This is a genomic window from Streptomyces sp. NPDC001231, assembly GCF_042896885.1.
Classification (GTDB): Bacteria; Actinomycetota; Actinomycetes; order Streptomycetales; family Streptomycetaceae; genus Streptomyces.
Genome location: NZ_JBIAXS010000001.1, coordinates 253,514 through 279,908 on the forward strand (window position 1 = coordinate 253,514; position 26,395 = coordinate 279,908).

A 26,395-nucleotide genomic window follows, 5' to 3' on the forward strand; every position below is an offset into this window, starting at 1 on the left:
CCACAACGCCAAGTCCCACATCAGCCACACCATTCGGATCCGCACCACCCGCCACAAGCAGGCCCGTGACCGCCGCACTCGGCTCACTCGTGGCAACAACGGCGTCGGCCAGGACAGGCGGCGCCGCACCACCCGACGCAAGCGGGCCCACGGCAGCCACGCCCGTCCTCCCCACAACGCCAAGTCCCACATCAGCCACACCATTCGGATCCGCACCACCCGCCACAAGCAGGCCCGTGACCGCCGCACTCGGCTCACTCGTGGCAGCGCGGCCGAAGTCGCCCCCGGCCATCGCCCCCTCAGCACCCACAGGGGCCGACCCCGCGCCAACCGCCGCAGCCGCGCTTGCCGCGTCCGGTGGGCGGCCCGTCCGCCCAGGCGTCGCGGTGGCCCAGGACGGCCCAGGACGAGGGGGCCGAATCGGCGTCGCCGGGTCAGGGCCGGTCTTGTGCTTGCCCGCGACCTCCCAGGAATCACTTCCCGGTTCCCCCGCCCGCGCCGCGCGTTCGGCGAACAGTGCCTGCGCGCGTCGGTGCAGATCCTCCGCCGAGGCATGGGAGCCCCGGCGGGCCGGTGGGCGGCGGTGGCGGGTGCGGCCGTCCGAGTCGGGGGCGCGGCCCGGGCCGCTGGTCGCCGCCGCTGTGCGTGAGCGTGATCGAAGTGCCATGCCAGGAGCATCCGGCAACCCGGCACATCCGCGATGATCTTGCTCAATTCCCGGGGACTACCGCCCAGTTGTGGACAACTCGCTCACCCGTACGGGTCAGCGCGGCGAGACCACGACCCCCAGCAGCCCCGGACCGGTGTGCGCGCCGATCACCGCTCCGACCTCGCTGACGTGCAGGTCGGCCAGGCCGGGCACCCGTGTGCGCAGCCGGTCCGCGAGGGCCGACGCCCGTTCGGGAGCGGCGAGATGGTGGACGGCGACATCGACGTCGGCGCCGCCCGCGCGCTCGGCCACGATCTCCTCCAGGCGGGCGATCGCCTTCGAGGCGGTGCGCACCTTCTCCAGGAGTTCGATCCGGCCGTCCTGCAGCTGGAGCAGCGGTTTCACGGCGAGCGCGGAACCCAGCAACGCCTGCGCCGCGCCGATGCGGCCGCCGCGGCGCAGATAGTCGAGGGTGTCGACGTAGAAGAAGGCGGAGGTGCCCCCGGCACGCTTCTCCGCGGCCGCGACCGCCTCGTCCACCGTGCCGCCGCCCTCCGCGGTCTCGGCCGCGGCCAGGGCGCAGAAGCCGAGCGCCATCGCGACCATCCCGGTGTCCACCACCCGTACCGGCACCGGCGCCTCACGCGTGGCGAGCACCGCGGCGTCGTACGTGCCGGAGAGCTCCGCGGACAGGTGCAGGGAGACGATGCCGCTCGCGCCGGACGCCGCGACCCTGCGGTAGGTCTCGGCGAACAGCTCGGGGCTGGGCCGCGAGGTGGTGACGGGCCGCCGCTTCTGCAGCGCCTGGGCGAGTGAACGCGTCGAGATCTCGGTGCCCTCTTCGAGCGCCTGGTCGCCGAGGACCACGGTCAGCGGAACCGCGGTGATGCCGTGGCGCTCCATCGTCCGCGGCGGCAGGTAGGCCGTTGAATCGGTGACGATCGCGACATGGCGGGACATGAGCTGGAGGTTACCTGCCGTAGTGCCCCGACGGCAGCCCAGCCCCTCTCACCGGGTCACGTGTGGCCGGATCGGGCCGTGTTCAAGTCGTGCTCTCGGGCCGGGGCTTCTTCTGCCAGGGGTAGACGGGGCGACGGCCCGACGGGGTGATGGCGGGCCGGGCCGGCTCCTCGGCGGAGGCCTGCCGTGGGGCCCCGTGCCAGGTCCGGGGGTCCGGCGCGGCGGCCGGTGGCTCGGTCGTCGGCTCGGAGGGCTCGGTCCTGGCCGTCGGCTCGGACGGCTCGGTCCTGGTCCAGTGGCGCAGCGCGCCGGCCTCCACGTCGATCTGGGCGCTCAGCGTGTCCAGGTCGTCGTCGGCGAAGCGGCGGGCGCGGTCGCGGGCCGCCCAGCGCAGGGAGTCGGCTGATTCCGTGATGCGCCGGGTGCGTTCGCGCAGGGCCGGGAGCCGCTCGGTGAGCGTCGTCCGGTCCGGGTCGGCCTCCAGTCGCCTGAGGTCGCCCTCGAGTTCGCGCCCGTGCACGCTGAGCCGCTCGAACAGGGCGATGGATTCCTTGAGGGACTCGTCCTCGTGCACGCCCGCGTACAGGGCGTCCTGGGTGGCGCGCATCGAGGTGCGCAGGGTGAGCCGCAGCTGGGCCAGTTCGCCCCCCGGGCCGGGCTGGGCGAAGGACTTGGCCCGCAGCGTGTGGTCCTCGACCGTGCGGCGGGCCTGGGTGATGGTGCGGTCCACACTGCGCTTGGCCGCCCCGACCACCTTCACCGCGGCGTAGGCGCCGAGCACCACGAAGACCGCGAAGAGGAGGACGAGGACGGTGACGACTGTTTCCACAGCGCTCCTCCTCCGGCTCGCGCGGCACCGGTCGCGCCGCCCTTCCACGGTAAACGCAACGGGCAGGCCCCGGGTTCCAAAAGAACCCCGAACCTGCCCGTAGGGGACTACCCCGAGGCACTCACACCCCGGCCCCCACGCGTACACGTACACACGCGCTCACGCGCACGGCACCTCGCGCCCCGGCCCACACGCACTCACGCACTCACGCACTCACGCAGGAACGATGTTCACCAGCTTCGGCGCCCGCACGATCACCTTGCGGATGCCCGCGCCCTCCAGGGCCGCGACGACCTTCTCGTCGGCCAGCGCCACCTTCTCCAGCTCCTCCTCGGAGATGGCCGGGGAGACCTCCAGACGCGCCTTCACCTTGCCCTTGACCTGGACGACGCAGGTCACGGTCTCGTCGACGACGTACGCCGGGTCGGCGACGGGGAAGTCCTGGTGGACGACCGAGCCGGAGTGGCCCAGCTTGTGCCACAGCTCCTCGGCGATGTGCGGGGCCAGCGGGGCGGCCATCAGCACCAGCGCCCCGGCGACCGAGCGCGGCACGGGCCGGCCCGTCTTGGTCAGGTGGTTGTTCAGCTCCGTCACCTTGGCGATGGCGGTGTTGAAGCGCAGCCCCTCCAGGTCCTGACGGACGCCGTCGATCGCCTTGTGCAGGGCGCGCAGCGTCTCCTCGTCCGGCTCGGCGTCGACGACGGTGACCTCGCCGGTCGCCTCGTCGACGATGTTGCGCCACAGCCGCTGCAGCAGCCGGAACTGGCCCACCACCGCGCGCGTGTCCCACGGCCGGGACACGTCCAGCGGGCCCATCGCCATCTCGTACAGGCGCAGCGTGTCGGCCCCGTACTCGGCGCAGATCTCGTCCGGAGTGACCGCGTTCTTCAGGGACTTGCCCATCTTGCCCAGCAGCCGGGAGACCTTCTCGCCCTGGTAGTGGTAGGCGCCGTCGCGCTCCTCGACCTCGGCGGCCGGCACCGCGATGCCGCGGGCGTCCCGGTAGACGTAGGCCTGGATCATGCCCTGGTTGAACAGCTTGTGGAACGGCTCCGCGGAGGAGACGTGCCCCAGGTCGTACAGGACCTTGGACCAGAAGCGTGCGTACAGCAGGTGCAGCACGGCGTGCTCGGCGCCGCCGACGTACAGGTCGACGCCGCCGTGGGGCATGCCCTCGCGCGGGCCCATCCAGTAGCGCTCGATCTCCGGGTCGACCAGCTGCCGGTCGTTGTGCGGGTCCAGGTAGCGGAACTCGTACCAGCAGGAACCGGCCCAGTTGGGCATGGTGTTGGTCTCGCGGCGGTACTTCTTCGGTCCGTCGCCCAGGTCCAGGGTGACGTTGACCCAGTCCTCGTTGCGCGACAGCGGCGTCTCGGGCTGGGTGTCGGCGTCGTCCGGGTCGAAGGTGCGCGGCGAGTAGTCCTCGACCTCGGGCAGCTCCAGCGGCAGCATCGACTCGGGCAGCGCGTGGGCCACGCCGTCCTCGTCGTAGACGATCGGGAAGGGCTCGCCCCAGTAGCGCTGGCGGCTGAACAGCCAGTCGCGCAGGCGGAAGTTGACGGTGCCCTCGCCGATGCCCTTGCGCTCCAGCCACTCGGTGACGCGCGCCTTGGCGTCGACGACGCCCAGGCCGTCCAGCTTCACGTCGTCGCCGGCGGAGTTCACGATCTTCGCGTCGTACGAAGCGAAGGCGTCGTCCCAGGTCGAGGGGTCCGTGCCACGGTCGTCGGCCGGCTCGACCACGCAGCGCATCGGCAGTTCGAAGGCGCGCGCGAAGGCGAAGTCGCGGCTGTCGTGGGCGGGGACGGCCATGATCGCGCCGGTGCCGTAGCCCATCAGGACGTAGTCGGCGATGAAGACCGGGACCTTCTCGCCGTTGACCGGGTTGACGGCGAACGCGCCGGTGAAGACGCCGGTCTTGTCCTTGGCCTCGGCCTGGCGCTCCACGTCCGACTTCGAGGCGGCCTGGGCGCGGTAGGCGGCGACGGCCTCGGCCGGGGTGGCGTGGCCGCCCGTCCACACCTCGTGGGTGCCCTCCGGCCAGGCGGCCGGGGTGAACTTCTCCACCAGCGGGTGCTCGGGCGCCAGCACCATGTAGGTGGCGCCGAACAGGGTGTCCTGGCGGGTGGTGAAGATCGTGATCCGCTCGCCGTCGATCGGGAAGTCGACGCGGGCGCCCTCGGAGCGGCCGATCCAGTTGCGCTGCTGGAGCTTGATGGCCTCGGGCCAGTCCAACTCCTCCAGGTCGTCCAGCAGCCGGTCGGCGTAGGCGGTGATGCGCATGTTCCACTGGCGCAGCTTGGCCTTGAAGACCGGGAAGTTGCCGCGCTCGGAGCGGCCGTCGGCGGTGACCTCCTCGTTGGCCAGCACGGTGCCGAGGCCGGGGCACCAGTTGACGGGCGCGTCGGAGGCGTAGGCCAGGCGGAACTCGCCCAGGACCTCGGCGCGCTCGGCGGCGCTCAGCTCGGGCCACGCGCGCGTGTGCCCCGGCACGGCCCGCTCACCGGACTCGAACTGGGCGATCAGCTGCGAGATCGGACGGGCCTTCCCGGCCTCGTCGTCGTACCAGGAGTTGAAGATCTGCAGGAAGATCCACTGGGTCCACTTGTAGTAGTCCGGGTCGATCGTGGCGAACGACCGGCGCTTGTCGTGGCCCAGGCCCAGCCGGCGCAGCTGCGCCTTCATGTTCTCGATGTTGGCCTCGGTGGACACCCGCGGGTGGGTGCCGGTCTGCACGGCGTACTGCTCGGCGGGCAGGCCGAAGGCGTCGAAGCCCAGGGTGTGCAGGACGTTGTGGCCGGTCATCCGCTGGAAGCGGGCGTACACGTCGGTGGCGATGTACCCGAGCGGGTGACCGACGTGCAGGCCCGCACCGGAGGGGTACGGGAACATGTCCATGATGAACTTCTTGGGCCGGGCGACCAGCCCGGGGTCGCCCGCCAGGTCACCCTTGGGGTTCGGCGCCGCGTAGGTGCCGTCGGCGTCCCAGAAGTCCTGCCAGCGTGCCTCGATGTCGGCCGCCACGGCGGCCGTGTAGCGGTGCGGCGCTGCCACCTCGGAGGGGGCAGCGGGGTTCGTCTCGCTCATGGTCCTCAAAGCTCCATCGATCGTCTCTGCCCACGGCTGCGACTTTCGGAAACGAAAAATCCCCTCGCACAGGAGGGGACGCCGCGCCGATGCCGACCATCCGATTGGTCCGGCGGTCGGGACTGATCAGCGCGGCTCGCTAAGCAGAAGGCGTACGGCACGCATGGCGTCAGGGTACCGCAGCCGTCGAGTGCGGGGCGACGGGCGTCCGCGGGGCGGGACGCCGGCCCCGGCGAGCCGCGAGGGACCGGGGGTCCGTTTGTGAAGGTTCAGAAAAACTGAACATCGTTCAAATTTAACCCGGCGTAATGGATCCTATGGGGACAACACGAGCCCCGGCAGCGCCGTTGGTAACAACGCAATAACTCAAACGGCGTACTGCTCGGTTTGGAGCCACTTAGAGTTCGTGCCCGGGACCGCTTTCCCGAACCGCTCGGAGTCGCCCCCATGAACCCTCGTCGCAGTAACAGCTCCCTCCCCAAACCGGGCCGCTCGGCCTATGGGGTGGCGTCGGCTGTCGTCCTGCTCCTCATACCCGTGGTCGTGCTGGCCGGAGGCAGCCAGTTCCGCGAGTTCCTGAACTTCGGCGCGGGTGTGCTCTCCCTCGTCTCGCTCAGCTGCTCGGTGATCTGGGGCCTGGTCGCCCAGGACCGGATCATCCTCAACACGCGCCAGCGGATCGTGGGCCAGGCGGTGCACCGGACCACCGCGGTCGCCTCGATCGCGTTCCTCCTGGTGCACATCACCACCAAGATCGTGCTGGGGCACACCCAGCTGATCGCCGCGCTGATCCCGTTCTCGCTCGGCCTCACCGGGATCGAGGGCCTGGTCGGCCTCGGCTCCCTGGCCGGCCTGCTGATGATCTTCGTGGGCATCACCGGGGCACTGCGCAGCAACTTCGCCACCCCCGCCCCGGTCGCGGCGCGCTGGCGGGCGATGCACATGCTGGCCTACCCGGCCTGGTGCGCGGCGCTGATCCACGGCCTGTACGCGGGCCGGGAGGCCAAGCCGATCTTCTTCATCCTCTACGGCCTGTCCCTGCTGGGCGTCATGGCGGCCCTGGCCGTGCGCGCGGCGCCGCGCCCGGTCAAGCGCAGGCTCGCCGACCGGCTCGTGGCGGCCCTGGGCGGCGGCGAGCGGCCGGAGCTGGACGACCTGGACGCGAGCCGGGCCAGGGCCTCCGAGTCCGGGCTGCCGGGCTACGAGAACGCACGCGGCGCGACGCCCCTCCGGGCCGACGCGACGAGGCCGGCGCCGCGCGGTCCGCGGCCCTCCTCCCCGCTGTACGACACCCCGGCGTCCGCCGCGGGGCCCGAGCCCACCCCCGGCTTCGCCGCCGCCTACCGGGCCGTCGCGACGCCGCCGCGCGACCGGCAGCCCTTCGCGGCCGACCAGACCGCGCGCATGAACATGCCGTTCGACCCGCAGGCCGCGGGCACGACGCCGCGCGTGGACGGCCCCGGCAGCACCTCGGGCAGCTGGCCGATCCCCTCGCCGCCGCCGGTCGGCGAGGCGCCCCCGTCGGCCTACGACCCGCTGAACGACACGGGGTACAACATCCCGGCCTACAACAATCCGGGCGCGGCCGCGGGCACCACCGGCTACGGCGGACGTGATGTGTACGACACCGCTGAGTCGAACGCCCCCTACGGCACGTACAACCCGAACGACACGTACAACAGCGGTCCCGCCACTGAAACACCGCCCGGCGCCTCCTACGGAGCGCCGGGTTCGGGCGAACCTTGGAACACGCCTTCCGGAGGCTACAGGTGAACGAGGCCCTGCCCGACGTCCCCGAAGTCCGCGTGGTCGGGCTTCCCCAGCTCACGTCGGGCTTCGACCTTGTCGAAAGACTCGATCTGCCCATGCACCTGAAGGTGCACGGGCCGCTCGAACCGATGGGCGGCGAGCAGCTCGCGCAGCTCTCCGAGGCCATCAATCTGAAGGGCCGCGGCGGCGCGGGCTTCCCCTTCCACAGGAAGCTGCGCTCGGTCGCCGAGGCGGCGATCAAACGCGGCGTACGGCCGGTGGTCGTCGTCAACGGCAGCGAGGACGAGCCGGCCTGCCGCAAGGACACGGTCCTGATCAACCGTGCCCCGCACCTCATCCTGGACGGCGCCCTGCTGGTCGCGGAGGCCCTCGGCGCCCGCACGCTCGTCGTGGGGGTCACGCGGGAGTCCACCCAGCGCTCCATGGAGGCCGCGCTCGCCGAGCGCGGCCTGAGCAACAGCCGCAGGTCGGCTCTGCGCGCGAGCGTGCAGCGCAACCCGGTGCGCATGGTCACGGGCGCGGCCGCGTCGCTGATCCGTTCCATCGACGGCGGCCCCGCGATCCCGCCGGGCCGCAAGACCAGCGCCTCGCAGAACGGCGTGGGCGGCGCACCCACCCTGCTGTCCAACGCGGAGACCTTCGCCCAGCTGGCGATCGCCGCCCGCATCGGCCCGGAGCGCTACGGCAACACCGGCCTGTACGACGAGCCGGGCACTGTGATGCTGACCATCTCCGGCGCCGTCGCCCGCCCCATGGTGGTCGAGGCGCCCACCGGGGTGCCGCTGCGCTACGTCCTCCAGCTCGCCGGCGCCCCGCCGGTGCCGCAGGGCGTGCTGACCGGCGGCTACCACGGCAAGTGGATCGACGCGGCGACCGTCAACGAGGCGATCGTCTCGCGCAACTCCCTGGACGCGGTGGGCGGTTCGCTCGGCGCCGGGGCGATTCTGCCGATCAGTCAGGAGACCTGCCCGCTGGGCGAGTCGCTCCAGGTGGCGAAGTGGCTGGCGGAGGAGAGCGCGGGCCAGTGCGGTCCCTGCTACCTCGGTCTGCCGGCCGCCGCGCGCGGTATGGAGGACATCCTGAACGGCGGCGGCCCGGCCGCCCTGGAGGCCCTCAAGCAGGTCGCCAAGAACGTCAAGCGGCGCGGCGCCTGCTCGCATCCCGACGGCTCGGCGATGTTCCTGGAATCGACCATCAAGGCGTTCACCGACGACCTGGCCGCGCACGTCCTCGGCAACGGATGCGGACGCCCCGTGGAGGGCGTCCTGCCGCTCTTCGAGGGCGGCAGGGCTCCCACCGGCGTCCCCGGCGGCGGCGAGGCCGAGGAGTCCGGCTCCAGCCGTCAGAAGATCTACGTCGACTGGACGCTGTGCCGGGGACACGGCCTGTGCGCGGACATCCTCCCGGAGGTCTTCGAACTGGGCGCCGACGGCTTTCCGACCGTCGCCCAGGCGAAGGTTCCGCGCTACGCGGAGGACAAGGCCCTGCGCGCCGTGCGCCGCTGCCCGGCGCTGGCCCTGCGCCTCGAGGAGGACACCCGCTCGCAGGCTCCGTCGCGCAACCTGCCGGTCCTCTCCCAGGGCCGCGGCCGCCGCGCTCTGGGCCGCTGAACGCACGCGACGGCGGGTCGCCCTCCCAGGGGGGCGACCCGCCGTCGCGTCTTCGCTGCCGATGCCGCCGCGTACGCGTGCGGACATACGTCGAGGGCGAGTCATCCGGTGGATGACTCGCCCTCACTTTCTGTGGAGCTAAGGAGAATTGAACTCCTGACCTCCTGCATGCCATGCAGGCGCTCTACCAACTGAGCTATAGCCCCTCGTGGCCACGCGGCTGGGCCGCGTATTCGACCGTGTCGCCCGGTTTCCCCGGCGGCGACGCCAACATTACACGGTCCAGGGGGTGGAACACCAAATCGGTTTCGCTCCACCCCGCACGGCCCCCGAGAGCAGGGCCGGCGTCACGCCGTCACGAACGAATAGAACCGCTTCAGCGTGCAGTGCTCCTCCAGGAGCCGGCCGTAGATCGGCTCGCCCTCGAGTTCGCGGTAGGTCTCGATCGGGTCGCCTTTTATGATCAGCGCCCGCGCGCACTCCTCGCACCAGTACTGGTAGTCGGGGTTGATCGGCTCCATGTCGCGGACGATCGGGGTGCCGCCGCCGCACCAGTCGCACTTCCGCCTGTGTGCACCCATGGGTCAGCTCCAGCTGTGGCCGCAGGCCGTGCACACGTACGAGATCCCCCCGTTGTCGCCGAGGACTTGGGCCACATGGAGGGAGCCGCAGGAGGGGCAGACGAGGCGGGTGACCGTGTCTCGTATCAACGCCGCACCGAGGAGGTGATCGACCTCCTCGAGGATGCAGGCAGGCATCGCTACTCCCTCCCGTCGGGCCGCGCCCCCTTCCGGCCGTTTGATTCTGCCACGGCCGGGCCGATACGGTCAGCGACGCCTTGGTACCAGTACGGCCACGGCCTGCACCGGGGACGTCCGGGCCGGCGCGTCCAGGCACTCCGAGGCGCACTCGCAGAGGTATACGCCCCCGGAGCCCCAAGTGACTCAAGCCGGTTCACGGGAATACAGAAAATCCCGCCCCTGAACGGGACGGGATCCTGACGAACGATCTTCGGCGACTCAACCGAGTGCCGGTCCGTGGAGCTAAGGAGAATTGAACTCCTGACCTCCTGCATGCCATGCAGGCGCTCTACCAACTGAGCTATAGCCCCTTGCCGCCACGCGAACCTGCCGCGTGGTGTTTCGCCCCGCTCGGCGGGGCGAACAAGAAGAACTTTAGCCTGCGACCTGCCGGAAAGTGAAATCCGGGTCCCGTGGGCCGCGGGGCGGCTCAGTCGTCGTCGCCGAGGACGGGCTCGGGCAGGGTGCCGGCGTTGTGCTCCAGCAGCCGCCAGCCGCGGGCGCCCTCGCCGAGGACCGACCAGCAGCAGTTGGACAGGCCGCCCAGGCTCTCCCAGTGGTGGGGGTCGAGGCCGAGGAGGCGACCGAGGGTGGTGCGGATGGTGCCGCCGTGGCTGACCACGACGAGCGTGCCGTCCTCGGGCACCTTCTCCACGTGCCGGAGCACGACGGGGGCGGCGCGGTCGGCGACCTCGGTCTCCAGTTCGCCGCCGCCGCGGCGCACCGGCTCACCGCGCTTCCACGCGGCGTACTGGTCGCCGTACCGGCCGATGATCTCCTCGTGCGTCAGGCCCTGCCAGACGCCCGCGTAGGTCTCGCGCAGGCCCTCGTCCCGGGCGACCTCAAGGCCGGTGAGCGCGGCCAGCTCGGCGGCCGTGCGGGTGGCCCGCAGGAGGTCGGAGGAGACGATCGCGTCGGGCCGCAGGGAGGCCAGCAGGCGGGCGGCACGGCGGGCCTGGCCGACACCGGTCTCGGTCAGCTCGACGTCCGTGCTGCCCTGGAAGCGCCGTTCCACGTTCCAGGGAGTCTGGCCGTGGCGCCACAGGATGACGCGGCGGCCACGGCCCGGCGCCCGGCCGGGCCCCTCGGCGGTGCCGCTCACCGCCACTCACCGCCGGGCTCCGCCGTCTCCTCGGCGGCCTGCTGCTTGGCGTGCTCCTCGGCCCTGCCCCGGGTGGCCTTGGCGTCGGCGGGCAGTTCGAGCTCGGGGCAGTCCTTCCACAGCCGCTCCAGGGCGTAGAAGACGCGCTCCTCGCTGTGCTGGACGTGCACGACGATGTCCACGTAGTCGAGCAGGACCCAGCGGGCCTCACGGTCGCCCTCGCGGCGCACCGGCTTGGCGCCGAGTTCCTTCTGCAGCCGCTCCTCGATCTCGTCGACGATCGACTTGACCTGGCGGTCACTGGGAGCGGACGCCAGCAGGAAGGCGTCCGTGATCGACAGCACGTCGCTGACGTCATACGCGATGATGTCGTGCGCGAGTTTGTCGGCGGCCGCCTGGGCGGCGGTGTTGATGAGGTCGAGAGAGCGGTCGGTCGCGGTCACTACAGGGCTTTCCTTCGGCGGTCACTTGACACCAAGGGTCTCACGGACCGCCGAGGACACCCCACGCAATTGAGGGATCACTGCTCCGAGGAGCCTCGGTAGTCCTGACCGAGGACGACCGAGACGTCGGCGTTCGAGGTGACCGTGCCCTTCGTCACGGCGCTGTCGGGCAGTCCCAGGGTCTTGGCGACCTCAGTGGCCTTCTCCTTGTTCGCGGCGTCGGCGTAGACGACCTGGGACGCCGAGCGGACCTCGGACGCGGTGCCGCCCTCCAGGAAGGTGAAGCCGCCGCCCAGGAGGACGATCCGGGCCTTCTCGGTGTTGTCCTTGGCGCCGGTGGCGTTCCGCACGGAGACCCGGACGGCGGACGACTGGTCGGGGCTCTTCGCGGTGCCGCCCAGGACGTCCTTGACCACGCTCTCGCTGGTCTGCGCGCTCAGCGTGCCGTCCGTCCGCACCGGCAGCAGCGCCGTCGTGTAGTCGCCGCCCTTGGCGAACTCGGCCAGCTTGGCGAGGAAGGTGCCGAGGTCCTCGTCGGTGAGCGAGGGGTCGAGGATCTGCTGAAGCGTCTGCACCGTCGTCGTCGCGCCCGTGGCGTCGGAGGAGACCTTGCGCAGCACGCTCTGCATCACCTGGCCGAACCGTTCGAGCTGGGCGTTCTCCTCCTCGCCCGAGGCGTGGTAGGTGGCGTAGGCGACGGCCATGTTGCCGCTGAGGGTCTGCGCCTTGCCCTTGCGGACCAGGGGCGAGGCGCCCTTCTTCTTGGCGTCCGGGTCGGGTACGTCGGCGTTGGTGTCGACGTCGACGTTGCCGACCAGGTCGACGAGGTTCTGGAGGTATGGGGTGTCCAGGCGCCAGGTGCCCTCGATGTCGGTGCCGAGGACCGTGTCGAGCTGCTCGCGGGTGCCCGAGGAGCCGTCACCCTTGACCGACTTGGCGAGGGTCGTGACGGTGCCGTCGTCGCCCGTCAGGGCGAGGGAGTTGGGCAGCAGGACGGTGGTGCCCTGCTTGCTGGTGGTGTTGCCGACGAGCAGCGCCGTGGACGTGCCGCCCCGTTCGGTGTCGTGCAGGTGGACGACGATCACGTCGCGCTTCTGGGCGCCGGTCGCGGTCGCGGTGCCGGTCTCGGAGCCGGACGACGACAGGCCGGGCAGCTTCCCGGCGTACCAGAGGTAGCCGACACCGCCCGCCGCGAGCAGGGCCAGCACGACCGTCAGGGCGATGACGCGGCTGCGGGCGCGGCGGCGGGCCTCCTCGCGGCGCTCGGTGCGGTTCTCGGTGAACTTCAGCCAGTCGATGACGTCCTCGGAGTCGTCGCTGGGCTCCTCGACGAAGGCGAACTGCTCGGTGCGGTAGTCGGGTTCGTCCGCGCCGTCCGGGTCGGGTCCCTGTGTCGCCCGGTCGGCGTCCGCCGGGCCGGTCTGCTGCGGGATGTGGGCGGTCTGCTCGGGGACCCGGGGCTGCTGTCCGCTGGTCGCGGCCCGGCCGTACGGGTCGTACGGCGCCGTCGTCGCGCCGGAACCGTATGTGTCGTAGGAGCCGTGGGCGCCGGGGGCTCCGTGGCTGGAGGGGTCGGGCGCCTGCCGGCCGGGGTCGTAGCCGGTGCCGTAGGCGCCCTGGTAGGCGCCGTCGTGACCGCCCTGGTAGGTCGTGGGATCGAGCTGCTGCTGGCCGCCGGTCGCGTACGGGTCGTAGCCGTAGCCCTGCTGTCCGTACGCGTCGTAGGCCTGCTGCGGAGTCTGCTGGACGGGGACCGGCCGGTACACAGGCCGGCCGTACTCGTCGTAGCCGACGAGTTCGTACTGGTCGCCCCCGTGACCAGCGTCGTATCGGTCGTTCACCGGTGCCCCTCTCGGCTTACTCGCCTCGGTACAGCTGGCGTTTGGCGATGTAGCGCACGACTCCGTCAGGCACCAGATACCAGACCGGGTCGCCCTTGGCGACTCTCGCCCGGCAGTCCGTGGAGGAGATGGCGAGGGCGGGGACCTCGACGAGCGAGACGCCGCCTTCCGGCAGGCCGGGGTCGGTCAGATGGTGGCCGGGCCGGGTGACGCCGATGAAGTGCGCGAGGGAGAACAGTTCCTCGGAGTCCCGCCAGGTGAGGATCTGGCCGAGCGCGTCGGCGCCGGTGATGAAGAACAGGTCGGTGTCGGGGTTGAGCGCGCGCAGGTCGCGCAGGGTGTCCACGGTATAGGTGGGACCGCCGCGGTCGATGTCGATGCGGCTCACGGAGAACTGCGGGTTCTCGGCGGTCGCGATGACCGTCATCAGATAGCGGTCCTCCGCCGGGGAGACATGGCGGTGGGACTTCTGCCAGGGCTGTCCGGTGGGCACGAACACCACCTCGTCCAGGTGGAACTGCGCGGCGACCTCGCTGGCCGCCACGAGGTGCCCGTGGTGGATCGGGTCGAACGTTCCGCCCATGACGCCGAGGCGCCGCTTGCCCGACGCCGAAAGCCCGCCGCCGGGCCCGTGTTCGAGGGGGTTCACCGTGTCACTCGCCGGACCGGTAGGCATGTCCTGCTCTCCCATGCGTGCAGACCCTACCGGCCCGGCCTGAGGACTCCATGAGCCAGATCCCGGGGACGGGCCGGACAGGGCTTCAGCGGTCGCGGTTGAAACGCGTGGTGATCCACAGCAGGAGCAGCAGGATGAACAGCGCGCCACCGCCGGTGAGGAAGGGGCTGAGGCTCTCGTGGTTGCCCCCCTCGGCCTCGGCGAGGTTGACCAACTGGGCAGCGGTGCTGGGGTAGCTCATCTTTGGCAGGACCTATCCGGGAGTGAGCGGGACAAGGATGTCGGCCCATCGTAAGCAACCCCCGGCGCACCGCTCACCTCGACTCCACCGTTGGCACCGCGGGCGCTTGCGCCCCACCCTCACCCGCGCGGCCCCGCCGGTGCGGGCGCGACGGCCGCGGGAGCCCTCGGGAACCTTTCCGCCGCGTCAGTCGTCGTTCCGCTTGTAGCCGCGGAGGAGGAACCAGCCGGTGAGGACGCAGCCCAGGACCATCACGATCAGGACGACCCGGAGCAGGTAACCCGCCCCCTGGTGCTGGGCGGCGGCGCTCGCGGCCTCGGTGAGCCAGGCGGCTGCGGGGTGGTGCTCCATGACGTGGACTCCTTCGTTGCACTGCCCGTCCACGGTATCTCCGCCTAGGCTGGGCCCTGCCTCGGGGGCGCATTGGGACACTGACACACATGGGGGACCACATGTCCGACGACGGCCGCGAACAAGACGCGCAGGAGCACGTGCCGAGCCGGCAGCGCAGGCGCTTCCCGGAGATCTCCTCGCGTGCGTACGAACACCCTGCCGACCGCTCCGCCCTGGTCGCGCTGCGCAAGCTGAGCGGCTTCGACACGGTGTTCAAGGCCCTCAGCGGCCTGCTGCCCGAGCGCAGTCTCCGGCTGCTGTTCCTGTCCGACTCCGTACGCGTCTCCGACCAGCAGTTCGCACACCTGAACGACATGCTGCGGGACGCCTGCTACATCCTGGACCTGGAGAAGGTCCCGCCGATGTACGTGACCCAGGATCCCCAGCCCAACGCGATGTGCATCGGCCTGGACGAGCCGATCATCGTCGTCACCACGGGCCTGGTCGAGCTGCTCGACGAGGAGGAGATGCGGGCGGTCGTCGGCCACGAGGTGGGCCACGCCCTGTCCGGGCACGCCGTGTACCGCACGATCCTGCTGTTCCTGACGAGCCTGGCCCTCCGGGTCGCCTGGATCCCGCTGGGCAACCTCGCGATCATGGCGATCGTCACCGGGCTGCGCGAGTGGTTCCGCAAGTCCGAGCTGTCGGCGGACCGGGCCGGTCTGCTCGTCGGCCAGGACCTGAAGGCGTCCATGCGTGGCCTGATGAAGATCGCGGGCGGCAACCACCTGCACCAGATGAACGTGGACGCGTTCCTCCAGCAGGCCGAGGAGTACGAGGCCGGGGGCGACCTGCGCGACTCCGTGCTGAAGATCCTCAACGTGCTGCCGCGTTCGCATCCCTTCACCACCGTGCGGGCGGCCGAGCTGAAGAAGTGGGCCGAGTCCCGCGACTACCAGCGGATCATGGACGGCCACTACCCGCGCCGCACCGAGGACAAGGACACCTCGGTCACCGACTCCTTCCGCGAGTCGGCGGCCCACTACGCCAACAACGTCAGGAGCTCGAAGGACCCGCTGATGAAGCTGGTCAGCGATCTGGCGGGCGGCGCCGGCGACCTGGGTGACCGGGTGCGGCGCGGCTTCGGAGGCTTCACGGGATCGGCCCCGCCCAGGGACCGGGGCAAGGACCAGCCGTCCGCCGACACCCCGCCGCGCGACGAGGACTGACCTTCCGGGCGAGCGCGGGCCGGTCCCGCGTGGCCACCGCCCGCAGCGGCGTCACACCTTCGGCTCGGCGCTGTGCGCCAGGGAGCCGCACAGGGCCGCCGCGGTGTCCATGGCGTACGGGTCCGTGCCGGGCGGGCTGCCCGCCTTGGCGGTCTGGCCTGCCAGCAGCGGCTCGAGGCGCCTCGCGGAGTCCCCGGCGCAGGAGAGCGGGCCGGCCTGCACATAGGAGACGACGATCTGGACCTGGTGCAGCCGCAGGTCGTCCTGGGTGAAGCGGAACTGCAGCTCGCGCCGGACGGTGAACAGCGAGGCCGGCGCGTGCGCCGCGGAGCCGGCCGGCTTCAGCGCGTAGACGAAGGTGTGGTCCGCGCCGACCTCCAGGGTGGACGAGTCGGTCTCGGCGGCCTGGAGGCTGCCCTGCACCCGTATCTCGCGGTCGGCCAGCTCGGCCCGGGCCGGGTCGAAGCGGACGAGCCAGCCGGTGGGCGCGTGCCGGCCGTCGGCGGCGGGGCGGTCGAAGCTCTGGTCGAACTGGTCGAGCTGACCGGGGTCGAGCAGCACCCGCACAGGGCGGGTCTGGCCGCTGGTGAGCACCTCCGGGTAGAGGGAGGACGCGACGATGTACTCCTTCGCGATGGTCAGCGCGGCGACGACCTGGCTGTCGGAGAAGTGCGCGGTGCGCCGGACGACGGGCAGCGGTACGCCCTCCGCGCCGACGGCGAACTGAGCGGCCGGGCTGTGCGCGTACAGGTACCCGGGGTCGGCCGCGCCGGGCACCTTGCCCTGCGGGGCGAGCGGGATGACGGTCATCCGCAGCGGCTCCACGGGCCGCTGCGCCTGCGCGCTCTCGTAGGGGTGCCGTACGCCCATGTAGATCGCGGTGCCGAAGGCGACGATGATCAGCAGGACCAGCAGCAGCGCCTGCCGGGACAGCCCTCGGCGCAGTGGCGGGCGGCGGCGCACGGCCGGAGTGTGGTCGGTCATCCGTTCTCGCGCGGAATACTCCTGGAGGCGGGCAGCCCGGACGAACGACTCGTCGAAGACGACGGATCGGTATTCGTCCTCCGCACCTCCCGGGACGCCCTCGGGTGTCCCCTCAGGTGGCTCTCCAGGCCCTCCCATATCTTCAGGGTAGGTCTCCGGAAGCCCTGGTAAACGCCCTGATGTGCGACAAGTTCTGACAGGTTCTCACCAGAACCGCCGCCCCGCCGTCAGGGCGTGCGCGGGACCGCGGGGACGGGTGGCTGGGAGTAGTCGGCGGACGCGGAGGGCGCCGCGGCGCTGCCCTGCTCCAGGCCGGTCGAGGCGGGCGGCGGGGCCTGCTCCCGGGTGCCCGAGGAGCCGCCCCGGTAGACCGCCGCGAAGGCCAGGGCGACCATGCCGATGCCCATGACGAGGGCGAGCACCCAGGCGACGGGGCGGTGCCAGCGGACGTGCTTGCCGAAGGTCCCCGGGGCGCCGTGGCGGCCTTCGAGGACGTCGGGGTCGTCCAGGTCGCCGTAGGGGTGGTCGGGGCCGAGGCCGGGTCCGTACCCGTCCTCGTAGCGCTCGCCTCTGGCGTGGGCGCGGCGGGCCTCCGCCTCGGAGGCCTCGGCTCTGGCCTGCGCGGCGGCCAGGAGGCGTTCGACGGCGGTCGGCTCGTGGATCACGGCCGAGCGCACGAAGGCCTCGTCGAAGACCACGGAGGCGAACTCTTCGTCCGACACCCCGTGGTCGTGGTCGTCGTCGGGCTCCCAGCCGTCAGGGAACGGCGTGCCCCCCACGTCCTCCGGCACGGATCCAGAGTAGACCTGAGGGGTCAATTTGGGCAGACGGTATGGAAATTCATCCGACTGCTGAGACGCCCCGCCATGGGCCGGGCGGCGTCAGCGCCGGGTGTGCCCGTCCCCCGTGAGGATGTACTTCGTGCTGGTCAGCTCCGGCAGCCCCATCGGGCCGCGGGCGTGCAGCTTCTGGGTGGAGATGCCGATCTCGGCGCCGAAGCCGAACTGGCCGCCGTCGGTGAAGCGGGTGGAGGCGTTGACGGCGACGGTCGTGGAGTCGACCAGCTGGGTGAAGCGGCGGGCGGCCTGCTGCGAGGTGGTGACGATCGCCTCGGTGTGCCCCGAGCTCCACAGCCGGATGTGCTCGACGGCCCGGTCCAGGGAGTCGACCACGGCGGCGGCGATGTCGTACGACAGGTACTCGGTCTCCCAGTCCTCCGGGGTGGCCTCGACGACCGTGGCCCGGGAGTCCTTGGCGTGGGCCATGACCCGCTCGTCGGCGTGGACGGTGACCCCGGCCTCGGCGAGCGCGTCCAGGGCGCGCGGCAGGAACTCGGCGGCGATGTCCTGGTGGACCAGCAGCGTCTCGGCGGCGTTGCAGACGCTGGGCCGCTGCGCCTTGGAGTTGATCAGGATGTCGACGGCCGTGTCCACGTCGGCCTGCGCGTCGACGTAGACGTGGCAGTTGCCGGTGCCGGTCTCGATCACCGGGACCGTGGACTCGTTCACCACCGTCCGGATCAGCGAGGCGCCGCCGCGCGGGATCAGCACGTCGACCAGGCCACGGGCGCGCATCAGCTCGCGCACGCTCTCGCGGCTCTCGCCGGGCACCAGCTGCACGGCGTCGGCGGGCAGGCCCGCCCCGCCCACGGCGTCGCGGATGACCCGGACCAGGGCGGTGTTCGACTCGTAGGCGGAGGCCGAGCCGCGCAGCAGCACCGCGTTGCCCGACTTCAGGCAGAGGGCGGCGGCGTCCACGGTGACGTTCGGGCGGGCCTCGTAGATGATGCCGACCACGCCGAGCGGGACGCGGACCTGCCGCAGGTCGAGCCCGTTCGGCAGCGTGTTGCCGCGGACGACCTCGCCGACCGGGTCGGGCAGCGCCGCCACGTCCCGCACGTCGGCGGCGATGGCGCGGACCCGCTCGGGGGTGAGCGTGAGCCGGTCGACGATGGCGTCGCTCGTGCCGGCCTCGCGGGCCTTGGCGACGTCCTTGGCGTTGGCCTCGAGGATCTCGCCGGTACGGACCTCCAGGGCGTCCGCGACGGCCAGCAGGGCGTCGTCCTTCGCCACCCGCGGCAGCGGCGCGAGGTCGGCGGCGGCGGCCTTGGCGCGGTACGCGGCCTGGGTGACCGGGGACATCGAGTCGTACGGCGAGAGCGTGGTCATGAGGGAAGGGTAGTGCGCCACGAGGGGCGGACACCGGTCATCCCACACCGCGAGACGGGGTCAAAAGGGGTGTACTCCGACCGGTGTCGCCGGCGGCGCTCCGTACCCCTCGGCGAGGCGCTGGTGATAGGTCTCGCGGTCGATGACCTCGAGGCCGACGATCTCCCAGGGCGGCAGCCGGGCGCTCTGCCGGTGCTCACCCCACAGGCGCAGGGCGACGGCGGCCGCGTCGTGGAGGTCGCGGGCCTCCTCCCAGTAGCGGATCTCGGCGTGGTCGCCCGCGTACCGGCTGGTCAGCAGGAAGGGGTGGTCGTGAGCGAGCTGCTCGAGGCCGCGCCGCACCTCCTTCAGCGGGGCCTGGGCACCGGAGACGCTGAGCGTGACGTGCCACAGCCGGGGCAGATCCCGCGGCTCCTCGTAGCCGGCTCCGGCCGCCACGCTCGTCAGGCCACCGCGGGACGCCGCCGCCCCAGGGCGCACTCGTCTCACGACGTCCTCCTTCACACAGCGCTCACTCGCATCGCTGGTCCCGCTCATGCGGAATGCGTCACTGCCTCAAAGTGGAACAGGCCGCACGGCTCCATGGGGCGGTTTTACGGAACGTCCCCCACCTTCGGCCCCCGGCCGGTCGGACGTTTCGGCGCATTACGGCTCCAGGAGCACCAGGTCGTCCCTGTGTACGACCTCGCGTTCGTACGCCGGTCCCAGCTCGCGGGCGAGTTCGCGGGTGGAGTGGCCGATCAGCCGGGGGATCTCCCTGGCATCGAAGTTGACGAGGCCGCGGGCCACCGCGCGCCCCGCGCCGTCGCGCAGCTCGACCGGGTCACCGGCGGTGAACTCGCCCTCCACGGCGGCGATCCCGGCCGGCAGCAGCGACTTGCGGCCCTCCACGATCGCGCGGACCGCACCGTCGTCGAGGGTGAGCGACCCCTGCGGGGTGGAGGCGTGCTGCAACCACAGCAGCCGGTCGGCGGAGCGCTTGCCGGTGGGGTGGAAGTAGGTGCCGGTGTCGCCGCCGGACAGGGCGTCGGCGGCGTGGACGGCGCTGGTGAGCACCACGGGGATGCCGGCGGCGGCCGCGATCCGGGCCGCCTCCACCTTGGTGACCATGCCACCGGTGCCGACGCCGGCCTTGCCGGCGCTGCCGATCTCGATGCCCGCCAGGTCGCCGGAGCCCCGGACCTCCGCCAGCCGGGACGTGCCCGGCCTGCTCGGGTCGCCGTCGTAGAGCCCGTCCACGTCGGACAGCAGCACCAGCAGGTCGGCGCGGACCAGGTGGGCGACGAGCGCGGCGAGCCGGTCGTTGTCACCGAAGCGGATCTCGTCGGTGGCGACGGTGTCGTTCTCGTTGACCACCGGGAGGGCGCCCATCGCGAGCAGCTTGTCGAGGGTGCGGGAGGCGTTGCGGTGGTGGGCGCGGCGGCTGGTGTCGTCGCCGGTCAGCAGGACCTGGCCGACGCGGATGCCGTAGCGGGCGAAGGAGGCGGTGTAGCGGGCCACGAGCAGGCCCTGGCCGACGCTGGCCGCGGCCTGCTGGCGGGCGAGGTCGCGGGGGCGGCGGCGCAGGCCCAGCGGGGCGAGGCCGGCGGCGATGGCACCGGAGGAGACGAGGACGATCTCCTTCTGTCCCGCGCCCGCGCGTCCCCCGCCGCCCTCGGCCGGGGCCGTGCGGGCACCGCCCTCCTTGAGGCTCTTGCCGAGAACGTCCACGAGCGCGTCCACGCGGTCGGCGTCAAGGCCGCCCGACGCGGTGGTCAGCGACGAGGAACCCACCTTGACGACGATCCTGCGGGCCTCGCACACGGCTTGCCTTGCCCTTGCCACCGTGCCCTCTCCTCACCTCGTCCACGTCCGGACGCCTCGCACGGCAATCTACGCGAAGGGCACCGGGCGGCGTGTGTCGGTCCAGCCTGCGGACTGCCGTCCGTGGCGCGGCGGGCACGCCGTGTGTTCCCACGGGTGCGGCGTGCTCTTGACCCGCACCTGGATCTTGGAGGCGTCCCGCCCGATGCCTGTGGCCGGGAATCAGTGACGGCTGTCGCGTAGGTGTGGGCGGTGCCTACAGAGATACCGAAGCCGTGTGGTGGGGGGAGACAAGGGCGGCCTGCGGGCCTGACGGCACGTCTGCCGGAGGAGGCCGCCGGGCGCGGTCCTCCCCCGGGTCCGGTCCTCAGCCGTGGCGGTGGCGGTGGCGGTGGCGGTGGCGCCAGCCCTGCCAGGCGGACTCGATCATGTCGTCCAGGCCGTGGCGGGCGGACCAGCCGAGTTCCTCGCGGACGCGGTCGGCGGAGGCGACGACGCGGGCCGGGTCCCCGGGACGGCGTTCGGTGACCTCCGGGACCGTGCCCTCCCGGCCGGTGACCTTCAGGATGCGGTCGACCATCTCCTGGACGGAACTTCCCTCACCCCGCCCGATGTTGAGCGTCAGAGCGGTGCCCGCCGGCGCCGTCTCCAGACGTGTGGCGGCGGCCAGGTGGGCGGAGGCGATGTCCTGGACGTGGATGTAGTCGCGGACACAGGTGCCGTCGGGCGTGGCGTAGTCGTCGCCGAAGATCCGCGGAGCCTCGCCGGCCTCAAGGCGTTCGAAGACCATCGGGATCAGGTTGAACACGCCGGAGTCGGACAGCTCCGGGGACGCGGCACCGGCGACGTTGAAGTAGCGCAGGGACGCGCTGCGGATGCCGTGGGCCCGGGCGGCGGCGTTGATCAGCCACTCACCGATGAGCTTGCTCTCGCCGTACGGGCTCATCGGGACGCACTCGGTCTCCTCGGTGACCAGGTCGACGTCCGGCATGCCGTACACGGCCGCGGAGGAGGAGAAGACCAGCCGTTCGACGCCGGTCCCGGTCATCGCCTCCAGCAGGGTCTGCAGGCCGGTGACGTTCTCCCGGTAGTAGTACAGGGGCCGTTCCACGGACTCGCCGACCTGCTTCTTGGCGGCGATGTGCACGACGCCGGTCACGCCGTGCTCGCGGATCGCCGTCTCCAGCCGGGGCCGGTCGAGGACGCTGCCGACCACCAGGGGCACCCCGGCGGGTACCCGGTCCCGGCTGCCGGTCGACAGATCGTCGTAGACCATGACCTTCCGGCCGCCCTCGGTCATCGCGCGCACGACGTGCGCCCCGATGAAACCGGCACCGCCCGTGATCATCCACATGCTTGGGTCATCCCTTTCCGTCGTGCCGCCCGTCCAGACCGTCGATGGCCCGGAAGACACGTGCGCAGTTCTCCGTGTCGCGCTGACCGAAGAAGTCTTCGACGCGCTGAGCGTACGGTTCGCCGACCGAGAAGCCGCGGTCGATCGCCGCGACGATCTCGTCGACGGCGTCCTCCACCGTCCGGCACACCGGCCCGAACCCGTCGTGGGTCAGGTCGAAGTAGCCGCGGCGGTAGTGCTGGCCGTAGAAGTCGTCCTCGTCGAAGGGCACGTAGACGAGGGGCTTGCCCATGTAGGCCACGTCGAAGAAGACGGACGAGTAGTCGGTGACGAGGAGCGAGCACTCCTTCATCGCCTCCTGCACACCCCGCTTGGTCTGGTCCGCGACGGTGATGTTGAGGTGGTCGACCTTGAAGTGGCGCAGGTACGGACGGATCTCGTAGTGCGGGTAGAACTCCAGCCGGACGCCGGAGCGTTCCAGCCCGGCCCGCAGCCGTTCGTCCTCCAGCAGCCGGGAGAAGAACCGGAAGTACTCCGAGGCCGGGAACTGGACGCGCGGCCGGCGCCTGCGGTTGTACGACGGGACCACGATGTCGCGTCGCCACGTCGGCATGAGCAGCACGGTGGGCCGGCCCTCGACGGGCTGAAGCTTGTCGAACCGGGGGAAGCCCAGGGCCTGGACCTCGTCGGGGCGGTAGCCCATCTCCTCGCGGATGTAGGCGGCCTCGTCCTCGGACACGGCCACGAACAGGTCGACGCTCGTGGACTGACGGTGCGCGGACTGCGAGACGTCGTTGTACGTCACGCCGTGCTGAAGGAACACCCGGCGGTACTTCAGCAGGTCGCCGAAGATGCGCAGGTAGTTGAGCTTGCCCATGCTGGGCGGCGCGAGGTAGGCCTCGAGGTCGTACGGCGATATCAGCCGGGTCGCGTTGAGCAGGTAGAGCCGGTGCTTGAGCGAGCCGAGCGCGAGGATGTTGCCGCAGTCCTGGACCTTCGCGCGATCGGCCGCCTTCGCGTCGATGACGTAGTAGACGTTGCGCCTGGGGTGGTTCTGACGCATCCACCGGAAGAAGTGGTGGCCGTTGTCCTGCGCGGTGTCGTGGCGCTCGCCGACGATCCAGATGTCGCGGCGGGCGAGCACGGGGCGGGTGAGCCAGTAGAGCAGCCGCAGCAGCCAGCCCGGCTGCCGGGTGACGATCCGGCCCGTCTCACGGCCCAGGCGCCGCATCCGGTCGGCGACGCCCGCCGCCGAGCGCCGCCGGGCCACTCGCACGTGGGCCACGTTCTCCGTGTCCGCCGACACCTCGTAGCGGAAGGCGCCGATGCGGTCCACGCCCTTGAAGCGGTGGAACGCGGGGCGGGCGGTCACCGGGATGTCGACGAAGCCGCCGGGGCCGTGCAGCCGGACCGCGAGGGAGTACGCGCCGCCGTGCAGGGCAGCCAGCTCGTCGCGGCCGAGGTCGGCCCGCCAGCCGCTGTGCAGGTCCTGCTGCTTGCGGACGTGCCAGCGGTCGCGGCGGTACACCTGCCGCGCCGGTACGGTGTGCTCCCGGCCGCCGGGCGCGCTGAACACGAGCTCCAGCCGGTTGCCGAAGTCCTCGGAGATGTCGACGTCGCCAAGGGTCAGGAACCCCTCGACGCGCAATGCGCCGTCGACGGGACGGACGGACTCCGCCTGGGCCGACCGGGTTATGACGCGCAGCAGCGTGGAGTCGTCCACGTCGCCCTCGGTCCTGCGGAAGAGAACCGGGCCGGCGACCGACAGCTCCGGCAGGAAACGGGGCTCCTCGAACGGACGGGTGAAGAGCGCGGCGTTGCCCGCCTTCACGGCGTGATGCGTGCGGAGGGAGGCGTTCGGACCGGCGCAGTCCAGGACGACGTCGTCCGGGATGTCCCGGTAGAGGGTCCGCAGCTTCGGGTAGAGGGCTTCGAGCTCCTCGCCGACCATCATCTTGGGCATGCCGACCAGGTACGGGTGGAAGCTGCCCGCCACGAAGCGCTGGAGCGCGGCCCGCCGCTCCGGGCCCGCCGTCGCATGGGCGTCCAGCAGCGACTGGTGCAGGGCCAGCAGGTTCCGTGCGGTCTCCCGCCGGTCACGGGCGGGGAGTCCGGAGCGGGCGTCGTCGGTGACTCCGTAGACCAGCGCCGCGGTCACGCGGATGCGGCGGGCCCTCAGCAGAGCGGTGGCCACGGGGGTGATGTGCTCGATGTCCCAGCCGTCCCCGACGTGGAAGCCGCACTCGCGCAGCAGGTCGCAGCGGAACAGCTTGCCGCCGGGCGACGCGGCGAAGAGCAGGTCGGGGGCGCCGGCGAGGCCGTCGACGGTCCGGTCGCCGGCCTCGAAGCACTCGCGCAGGAACACGTCGGCCTCGCGTAGCGCCTCGGAGGCCTGCCAGGTGTCCCCGACCACGACGTCGGCGTCGTCCGCGGTCGCGGCGAGCAGCCCGGCCAGCGCGCCTTCGGCCAGGACACCGGATCCGTCCATGAAGGCCGCGTACGGACCCGCCAGTCGGTCGAGGACCGCCTGCCGGGAGGCCCGGGCGTCGCGGCCGTCCGGGGTGCGGACGAGACTCGCGTTGCCGTAGCGGTCGGCGAACTCGACCGCGGCGGGCGCGTCCGTACCGGTCCCGGCGGTGACCAGGAGCACCCGGGTACGGCCGAACTCCTCTTGGCAGGCCAGGGAGTTCAGGGCGGCCCGCAGCGCGTCGTCGCCGTATCCGGCGCAGAACACCACGACGGTCGCGGCGGGTTCCGCGGGCTCCGCGGCGTTCGCCGGCAGCTCGCGCCCCTGCCACCACAGCCAGTGCCCGGCGTCCGGCGCCTTGCGCGTCGCCCCCCTGGCGTCGGCCGGTTCGGCCGGACGCCACACGAGGTTGCCGCTGCCCGTGATGTCCGGCCACAGACCGGAGGGCTCCAGCACGCGACCGAGTGGTGCCAGGTCGCTGCCGCGGACGCAGAGGGCGGTGGTGTGCTTGCGGCCCTTCCACAGGACCTGCATGTTGAGGTTGACCAGGCTCCGCGAGGAGAGCACGGCGGCGGCCGAACCCAGGTCGAACGAGACCTGGTAGGAGATCCGGGACCCGTCCACCCGGACGTCCGGCACCTCCACGACGGTCCGCTCACCGGTGTCCTTGGCCCGTACGTGCAGCGCCAGCCGTACCTCGTCGCCGGTTCCGATGCGCTGGAACTGGTTGAGGATCTCGCCCCCGAGCGTGACCGTCGTGCCGTCGACGGCGAGGGAGGTGACCCGGTTGAACAGCTTGCAGTTCTCGAACGACTCGTCCTGCAGGCCGAGTTCGGTCACGTCGAGGAACTCGTCCGCCCCCGGCAGGTCGGCATGGCGTGCCGACCAGTACACGCGGTCTCCGCGGCGCACCAGGTCGGTGGAGACGACGCCCCGGCGCTGCTCGAAGTCGGCGACCGTGAGGGCCTCGTCCACCAGCCGGTTCCGGAGGTAGAAGGCGCGCACCCGGTCCAGCGGCCCGCTCAGCGGGTAGGCCCGCTCGTCGATCTCGGTCAGGTACTCCGAGACGATGTCCAGGAAGGCGGTGCGGAACCGCTCGTCGCCGGCACGGAGTTCCTTCGCGTACAGCCGGATGTCGTGGCTGATGAAGCGGGCGTCCTTGTAGACCTTGATGTCCTCGGCGCCCGCATCGCGCAGGAACTCGTCCGCCAGCCGGTGCACCGCCACCCGGTCGGAAATGCTGCGGATCTCCCCGCGCCGGTTGGTGATCGAGGCGCTGCCGTCCTGCGGGTCCTCCCAGACCCACCGGTAGACCGGTTCGGCGAGGACGGAGATACCGGAGGCGAGGGTGCAGGACTTGGCCGAGAAGAAGGTGTCCTCGTAGAAGACTCCCTCGGGGAAGAAGATCTCGTTCTCGAGCAGGAAGTCCCGCCGGTACAACTTCGCGGCGGCGATGGGGTCGTTGATCAGCTCCGGCCAGCTCCGGATGCCGTCCACGGTCCGGTCGACGCCGTAGAGCATGGGCTGCCACACCTGCGTCGTGTCACGCTGCAGGTTGATCCGGAGGGCGCGCCCGGCGGTGATGTCGGCACCTGTGTTCCGGGCCGACTCCAGCAGCAGTTCGCACGCCTTGACCGGCAGTTCGTCGTCGGAGTCCAGGAACATCACGTATTCGCCGCGTGCCGCGCGAATTCCGTCATTGCGGGGTGCTCCCACGCCCCCGCTGTTGGTCTGCCGGGATATGACCCGCAGCCGCGGAATTCGGTCCGCGTAACTCTCCGCGACGGCCCGGCTACCATCTTGGGACGCGTCGTCGACGACCACGGCCTCGAAGTCCTGGCACGTCTGCACCACCAGGGAGTCGAGGGCTCTGCCGAGGGTCGCCGCGGCGTTGTACGCGGGGACGACGACGGTGATGCCAGGTGCAGCGTCCACGCGCGGGAACATCACGCCTCCATTGCCAAGGACTGAAAAGTCGGAGATCACAGCTCCCACGCCAAACGCCCTCGCGTCGGCACTGGCCCGGAAGGCGCCGAAACCTCGGCTCGC

At 71.5% G+C, this 26,395-nt stretch carries 21 protein-coding genes and 2 tRNA genes; 3 read left to right on the forward strand and 20 right to left on the reverse strand.

Features of this window, described 5'->3' with window-relative positions; translation table 11 throughout:
* Nucleotides 1–763: 763 nt before the first annotated feature.
* The 3 genes from ACFY3J_RS01175 to leuS form a co-directional block, all read right to left on the reverse strand.
* Nucleotides 764–1,609 carry a DegV family protein gene (locus ACFY3J_RS01175; RefSeq protein ID WP_384173149.1) on the reverse strand — a complete coding sequence of 282 codons (846 nt, stop codon included), beginning with the start codon at nt 1,607–1,609 and terminating at the stop codon, nt 764–766.
* 82 nt (nt 1,610–1,691) lie between these two features.
* Nucleotides 1,692–2,438: a hypothetical protein gene (locus tag ACFY3J_RS01180; RefSeq protein WP_384173146.1), complete on the reverse strand. Its 747-nt coding sequence runs from the start codon at nt 2,436–2,438 to the stop codon at nt 1,692–1,694.
* A gap of 213 nt (nt 2,439–2,651) precedes the next feature.
* Nucleotides 2,652–5,525: a leucine--tRNA ligase gene (leuS, locus tag ACFY3J_RS01185; RefSeq protein WP_384173143.1), complete on the reverse strand. Its 2,874-nt coding sequence runs from the start codon at nt 5,523–5,525 to the stop codon at nt 2,652–2,654.
* 447 nt (nt 5,526–5,972) lie between these two features.
* On the opposite strand from leuS, the gene ACFY3J_RS01190 reads away from it, so the two are divergent.
* Nucleotides 5,973–7,298 carry a cytochrome b/b6 domain-containing protein gene (locus ACFY3J_RS01190; protein WP_384173140.1) on the forward strand — a complete coding sequence of 442 codons (1,326 nt, stop codon included), beginning with the start codon at nt 5,973–5,975 and terminating at the stop codon, nt 7,296–7,298.
* On the forward strand, nt 7,295–8,905 hold the full coding sequence (locus tag ACFY3J_RS01195; RefSeq protein WP_384173138.1) for an NADH-ubiquinone oxidoreductase-F iron-sulfur binding region domain-containing protein: 1,611 nt from the start codon (nt 7,295–7,297) through the stop codon (nt 8,903–8,905). The genes ACFY3J_RS01190 and ACFY3J_RS01195 overlap by 4 nt, the downstream gene beginning before the upstream one ends.
* Nucleotides 8,906–9,038: 133 nt before the next feature.
* Here ACFY3J_RS01195 and ACFY3J_RS01200 read toward each other — a convergent pair.
* The 10 genes from ACFY3J_RS01200 to ACFY3J_RS01245 all read right to left on the reverse strand — a co-directional run bounded on the left by ACFY3J_RS01200 (nt 9,039) and on the right by ACFY3J_RS01245 (nt 14,359).
* A tRNA-Ala gene (locus ACFY3J_RS01200) sits at nt 9,039–9,111 on the reverse strand.
* Nucleotides 9,112–9,252: 141 nt separating this feature from the next.
* Nucleotides 9,253–9,486 carry a hypothetical protein gene (locus ACFY3J_RS01205; RefSeq protein ID WP_100566877.1) on the reverse strand — a complete coding sequence of 78 codons (234 nt, stop codon included), beginning with the start codon at nt 9,484–9,486 and terminating at the stop codon, nt 9,253–9,255.
* 3 nt (nt 9,487–9,489) lie between these two features.
* Nucleotides 9,490–9,663 (reverse strand): hypothetical protein, encoded by a 174-nt coding sequence (locus ACFY3J_RS01210; protein ID WP_361408565.1) that lies wholly within the window; start codon nt 9,661–9,663, stop codon nt 9,490–9,492.
* A 280-nt stretch (nt 9,664–9,943) separates the two neighbouring features.
* Nucleotides 9,944–10,016 (reverse strand) — tRNA-Ala (locus ACFY3J_RS01215).
* Between the two features lie 119 nt (nt 10,017–10,135).
* On the reverse strand, nt 10,136–10,813 hold the full coding sequence (locus tag ACFY3J_RS01220) for a histidine phosphatase family protein (RefSeq protein WP_384173133.1): 678 nt from the start codon (nt 10,811–10,813) through the stop codon (nt 10,136–10,138).
* Nucleotides 10,804–11,250, reverse strand: a complete 447-nt coding sequence (gene rsfS, locus ACFY3J_RS01225) for a ribosome silencing factor (RefSeq protein ID WP_384173130.1) — start codon at nt 11,248–11,250, stop codon at nt 10,804–10,806. Before rsfS ends, ACFY3J_RS01220 begins: the two co-directional genes overlap by 10 nt.
* Nucleotides 11,251–11,327: 77 nt before the next feature.
* Nucleotides 11,328–13,091 carry an LCP family protein gene (locus ACFY3J_RS01230; protein ID WP_390839742.1) on the reverse strand — a complete coding sequence of 588 codons (1,764 nt, stop codon included), beginning with the start codon at nt 13,089–13,091 and terminating at the stop codon, nt 11,328–11,330.
* A 16-nt stretch (nt 13,092–13,107) separates the two neighbouring features.
* Nucleotides 13,108–13,782 (reverse strand): nicotinate-nucleotide adenylyltransferase, encoded by a 675-nt coding sequence (gene nadD, locus ACFY3J_RS01235; RefSeq protein WP_384173124.1) that lies wholly within the window; start codon nt 13,780–13,782, stop codon nt 13,108–13,110.
* 70 nt (nt 13,783–13,852) lie between these two features.
* Nucleotides 13,853–14,008, reverse strand: a complete 156-nt coding sequence (locus ACFY3J_RS01240; protein WP_225075111.1) for a hypothetical protein — start codon at nt 14,006–14,008, stop codon at nt 13,853–13,855.
* A 186-nt stretch (nt 14,009–14,194) separates the two neighbouring features.
* Nucleotides 14,195–14,359 carry a hypothetical protein gene (locus ACFY3J_RS01245; RefSeq protein WP_384173121.1) on the reverse strand — a complete coding sequence of 55 codons (165 nt, stop codon included), beginning with the start codon at nt 14,357–14,359 and terminating at the stop codon, nt 14,195–14,197.
* An 89-nt stretch (nt 14,360–14,448) separates the two neighbouring features.
* On the opposite strand from ACFY3J_RS01245, the gene ACFY3J_RS01250 reads away from it, so the two are divergent.
* Nucleotides 14,449–15,570 (forward strand): M48 family metallopeptidase, encoded by a 1,122-nt coding sequence (locus ACFY3J_RS01250; protein WP_384173118.1) that lies wholly within the window; start codon nt 14,449–14,451, stop codon nt 15,568–15,570.
* A gap of 51 nt (nt 15,571–15,621) precedes the next feature.
* Here ACFY3J_RS01250 and ACFY3J_RS01255 read toward each other — a convergent pair whose 3' ends face one another.
* From ACFY3J_RS01255 to ACFY3J_RS01285, 7 genes are all read right to left on the reverse strand, one after another.
* Complete coding sequence (locus tag ACFY3J_RS01255; protein ID WP_384173115.1) at nt 15,622–16,692, reverse strand: hypothetical protein; 1,071 nt, start codon at nt 16,690–16,692, stop codon at nt 15,622–15,624.
* Between the two features lie 89 nt (nt 16,693–16,781).
* Entirely contained in the window at nt 16,782–17,372 is a 591-nt protein-coding gene (locus ACFY3J_RS01260) for a hypothetical protein (protein ID WP_384173112.1), read from the reverse strand.
* Between the two features lie 63 nt (nt 17,373–17,435).
* The gene (locus tag ACFY3J_RS01265; protein ID WP_384173109.1) at nt 17,436–18,722 is read right to left on the reverse strand and encodes a glutamate-5-semialdehyde dehydrogenase; all 1,287 of its coding nucleotides are present in this window, start codon (nt 18,720–18,722) and stop codon (nt 17,436–17,438) included.
* Nucleotides 18,723–18,782: 60 nt separating this feature from the next.
* Nucleotides 18,783–19,202, reverse strand: a complete 420-nt coding sequence (locus ACFY3J_RS01270; protein WP_373996244.1) for a hypothetical protein — start codon at nt 19,200–19,202, stop codon at nt 18,783–18,785.
* 165 nt (nt 19,203–19,367) lie between these two features.
* Nucleotides 19,368–20,546: a glutamate 5-kinase gene (gene proB / locus ACFY3J_RS01275; RefSeq protein WP_384173106.1), complete on the reverse strand. Its 1,179-nt coding sequence runs from the start codon at nt 20,544–20,546 to the stop codon at nt 19,368–19,370.
* Nucleotides 20,547–20,892: 346 nt separating this feature from the next.
* The gene (gene galE, locus ACFY3J_RS01280; RefSeq protein WP_390839745.1) at nt 20,893–21,879 is read right to left on the reverse strand and encodes a UDP-glucose 4-epimerase GalE; all 987 of its coding nucleotides are present in this window, start codon (nt 21,877–21,879) and stop codon (nt 20,893–20,895) included.
* Nucleotides 21,880–21,886: 7 nt separating this feature from the next.
* Nucleotides 21,887–26,281 carry a glycosyltransferase gene (locus tag ACFY3J_RS01285; protein ID WP_390839747.1) on the reverse strand — a complete coding sequence of 1,465 codons (4,395 nt, stop codon included), beginning with the start codon at nt 26,279–26,281 and terminating at the stop codon, nt 21,887–21,889.
* Nucleotides 26,282–26,395 lie beyond the last annotated feature (114 nt).

What these genes read in the sequence shown, in the direction of transcription:
- ACFY3J_RS01175 (WP_384173149.1), bottom strand. Translation starts at nt 1,609, where the DNA reads ATGTCCCGCCATGTCGCGATCGTCACCGATTCAACGGCCTACCTGCCG.
- leuS (WP_384173143.1), bottom strand. Translation starts at nt 5,525, where the DNA reads ATGAGCGAGACGAACCCCGCTGCCCCCTCCGAGGTGGCAGCGCCGCAC.
- ACFY3J_RS01190 (WP_384173140.1), top strand. Translation starts at nt 5,973, where the DNA reads ATGAACCCTCGTCGCAGTAACAGCTCCCTCCCCAAACCGGGCCGCTCG.
- ACFY3J_RS01205 (WP_100566877.1), bottom strand. Translation starts at nt 9,486, where the DNA reads ATGGGTGCACACAGGCGGAAGTGCGACTGGTGCGGCGGCGGCACCCCG.
- ACFY3J_RS01210 (WP_361408565.1), bottom strand. Translation starts at nt 9,663, where the DNA reads ATGCCTGCCTGCATCCTCGAGGAGGTCGATCACCTCCTCGGTGCGGCG.
- nadD (WP_384173124.1), bottom strand. Translation starts at nt 13,782, where the DNA reads ATGGGAGAGCAGGACATGCCTACCGGTCCGGCGAGTGACACGGTGAAC.
- ACFY3J_RS01240 (WP_225075111.1), bottom strand. Translation starts at nt 14,008, where the DNA reads ATGAGCTACCCCAGCACCGCTGCCCAGTTGGTCAACCTCGCCGAGGCC.
- ACFY3J_RS01245 (WP_384173121.1), bottom strand. Translation starts at nt 14,359, where the DNA reads ATGGAGCACCACCCCGCAGCCGCCTGGCTCACCGAGGCCGCGAGCGCC.
- ACFY3J_RS01250 (WP_384173118.1), top strand. Translation starts at nt 14,449, where the DNA reads ATGGGGGACCACATGTCCGACGACGGCCGCGAACAAGACGCGCAGGAG.
- ACFY3J_RS01255 (WP_384173115.1), bottom strand. Translation starts at nt 16,692, where the DNA reads ATGGGAGGGCCTGGAGAGCCACCTGAGGGGACACCCGAGGGCGTCCCG.
- ACFY3J_RS01265 (WP_384173109.1), bottom strand. Translation starts at nt 18,722, where the DNA reads ATGACCACGCTCTCGCCGTACGACTCGATGTCCCCGGTCACCCAGGCC.
- galE (WP_390839745.1), bottom strand. Translation starts at nt 21,879, where the DNA reads ATGTGGATGATCACGGGCGGTGCCGGTTTCATCGGGGCGCACGTCGTG.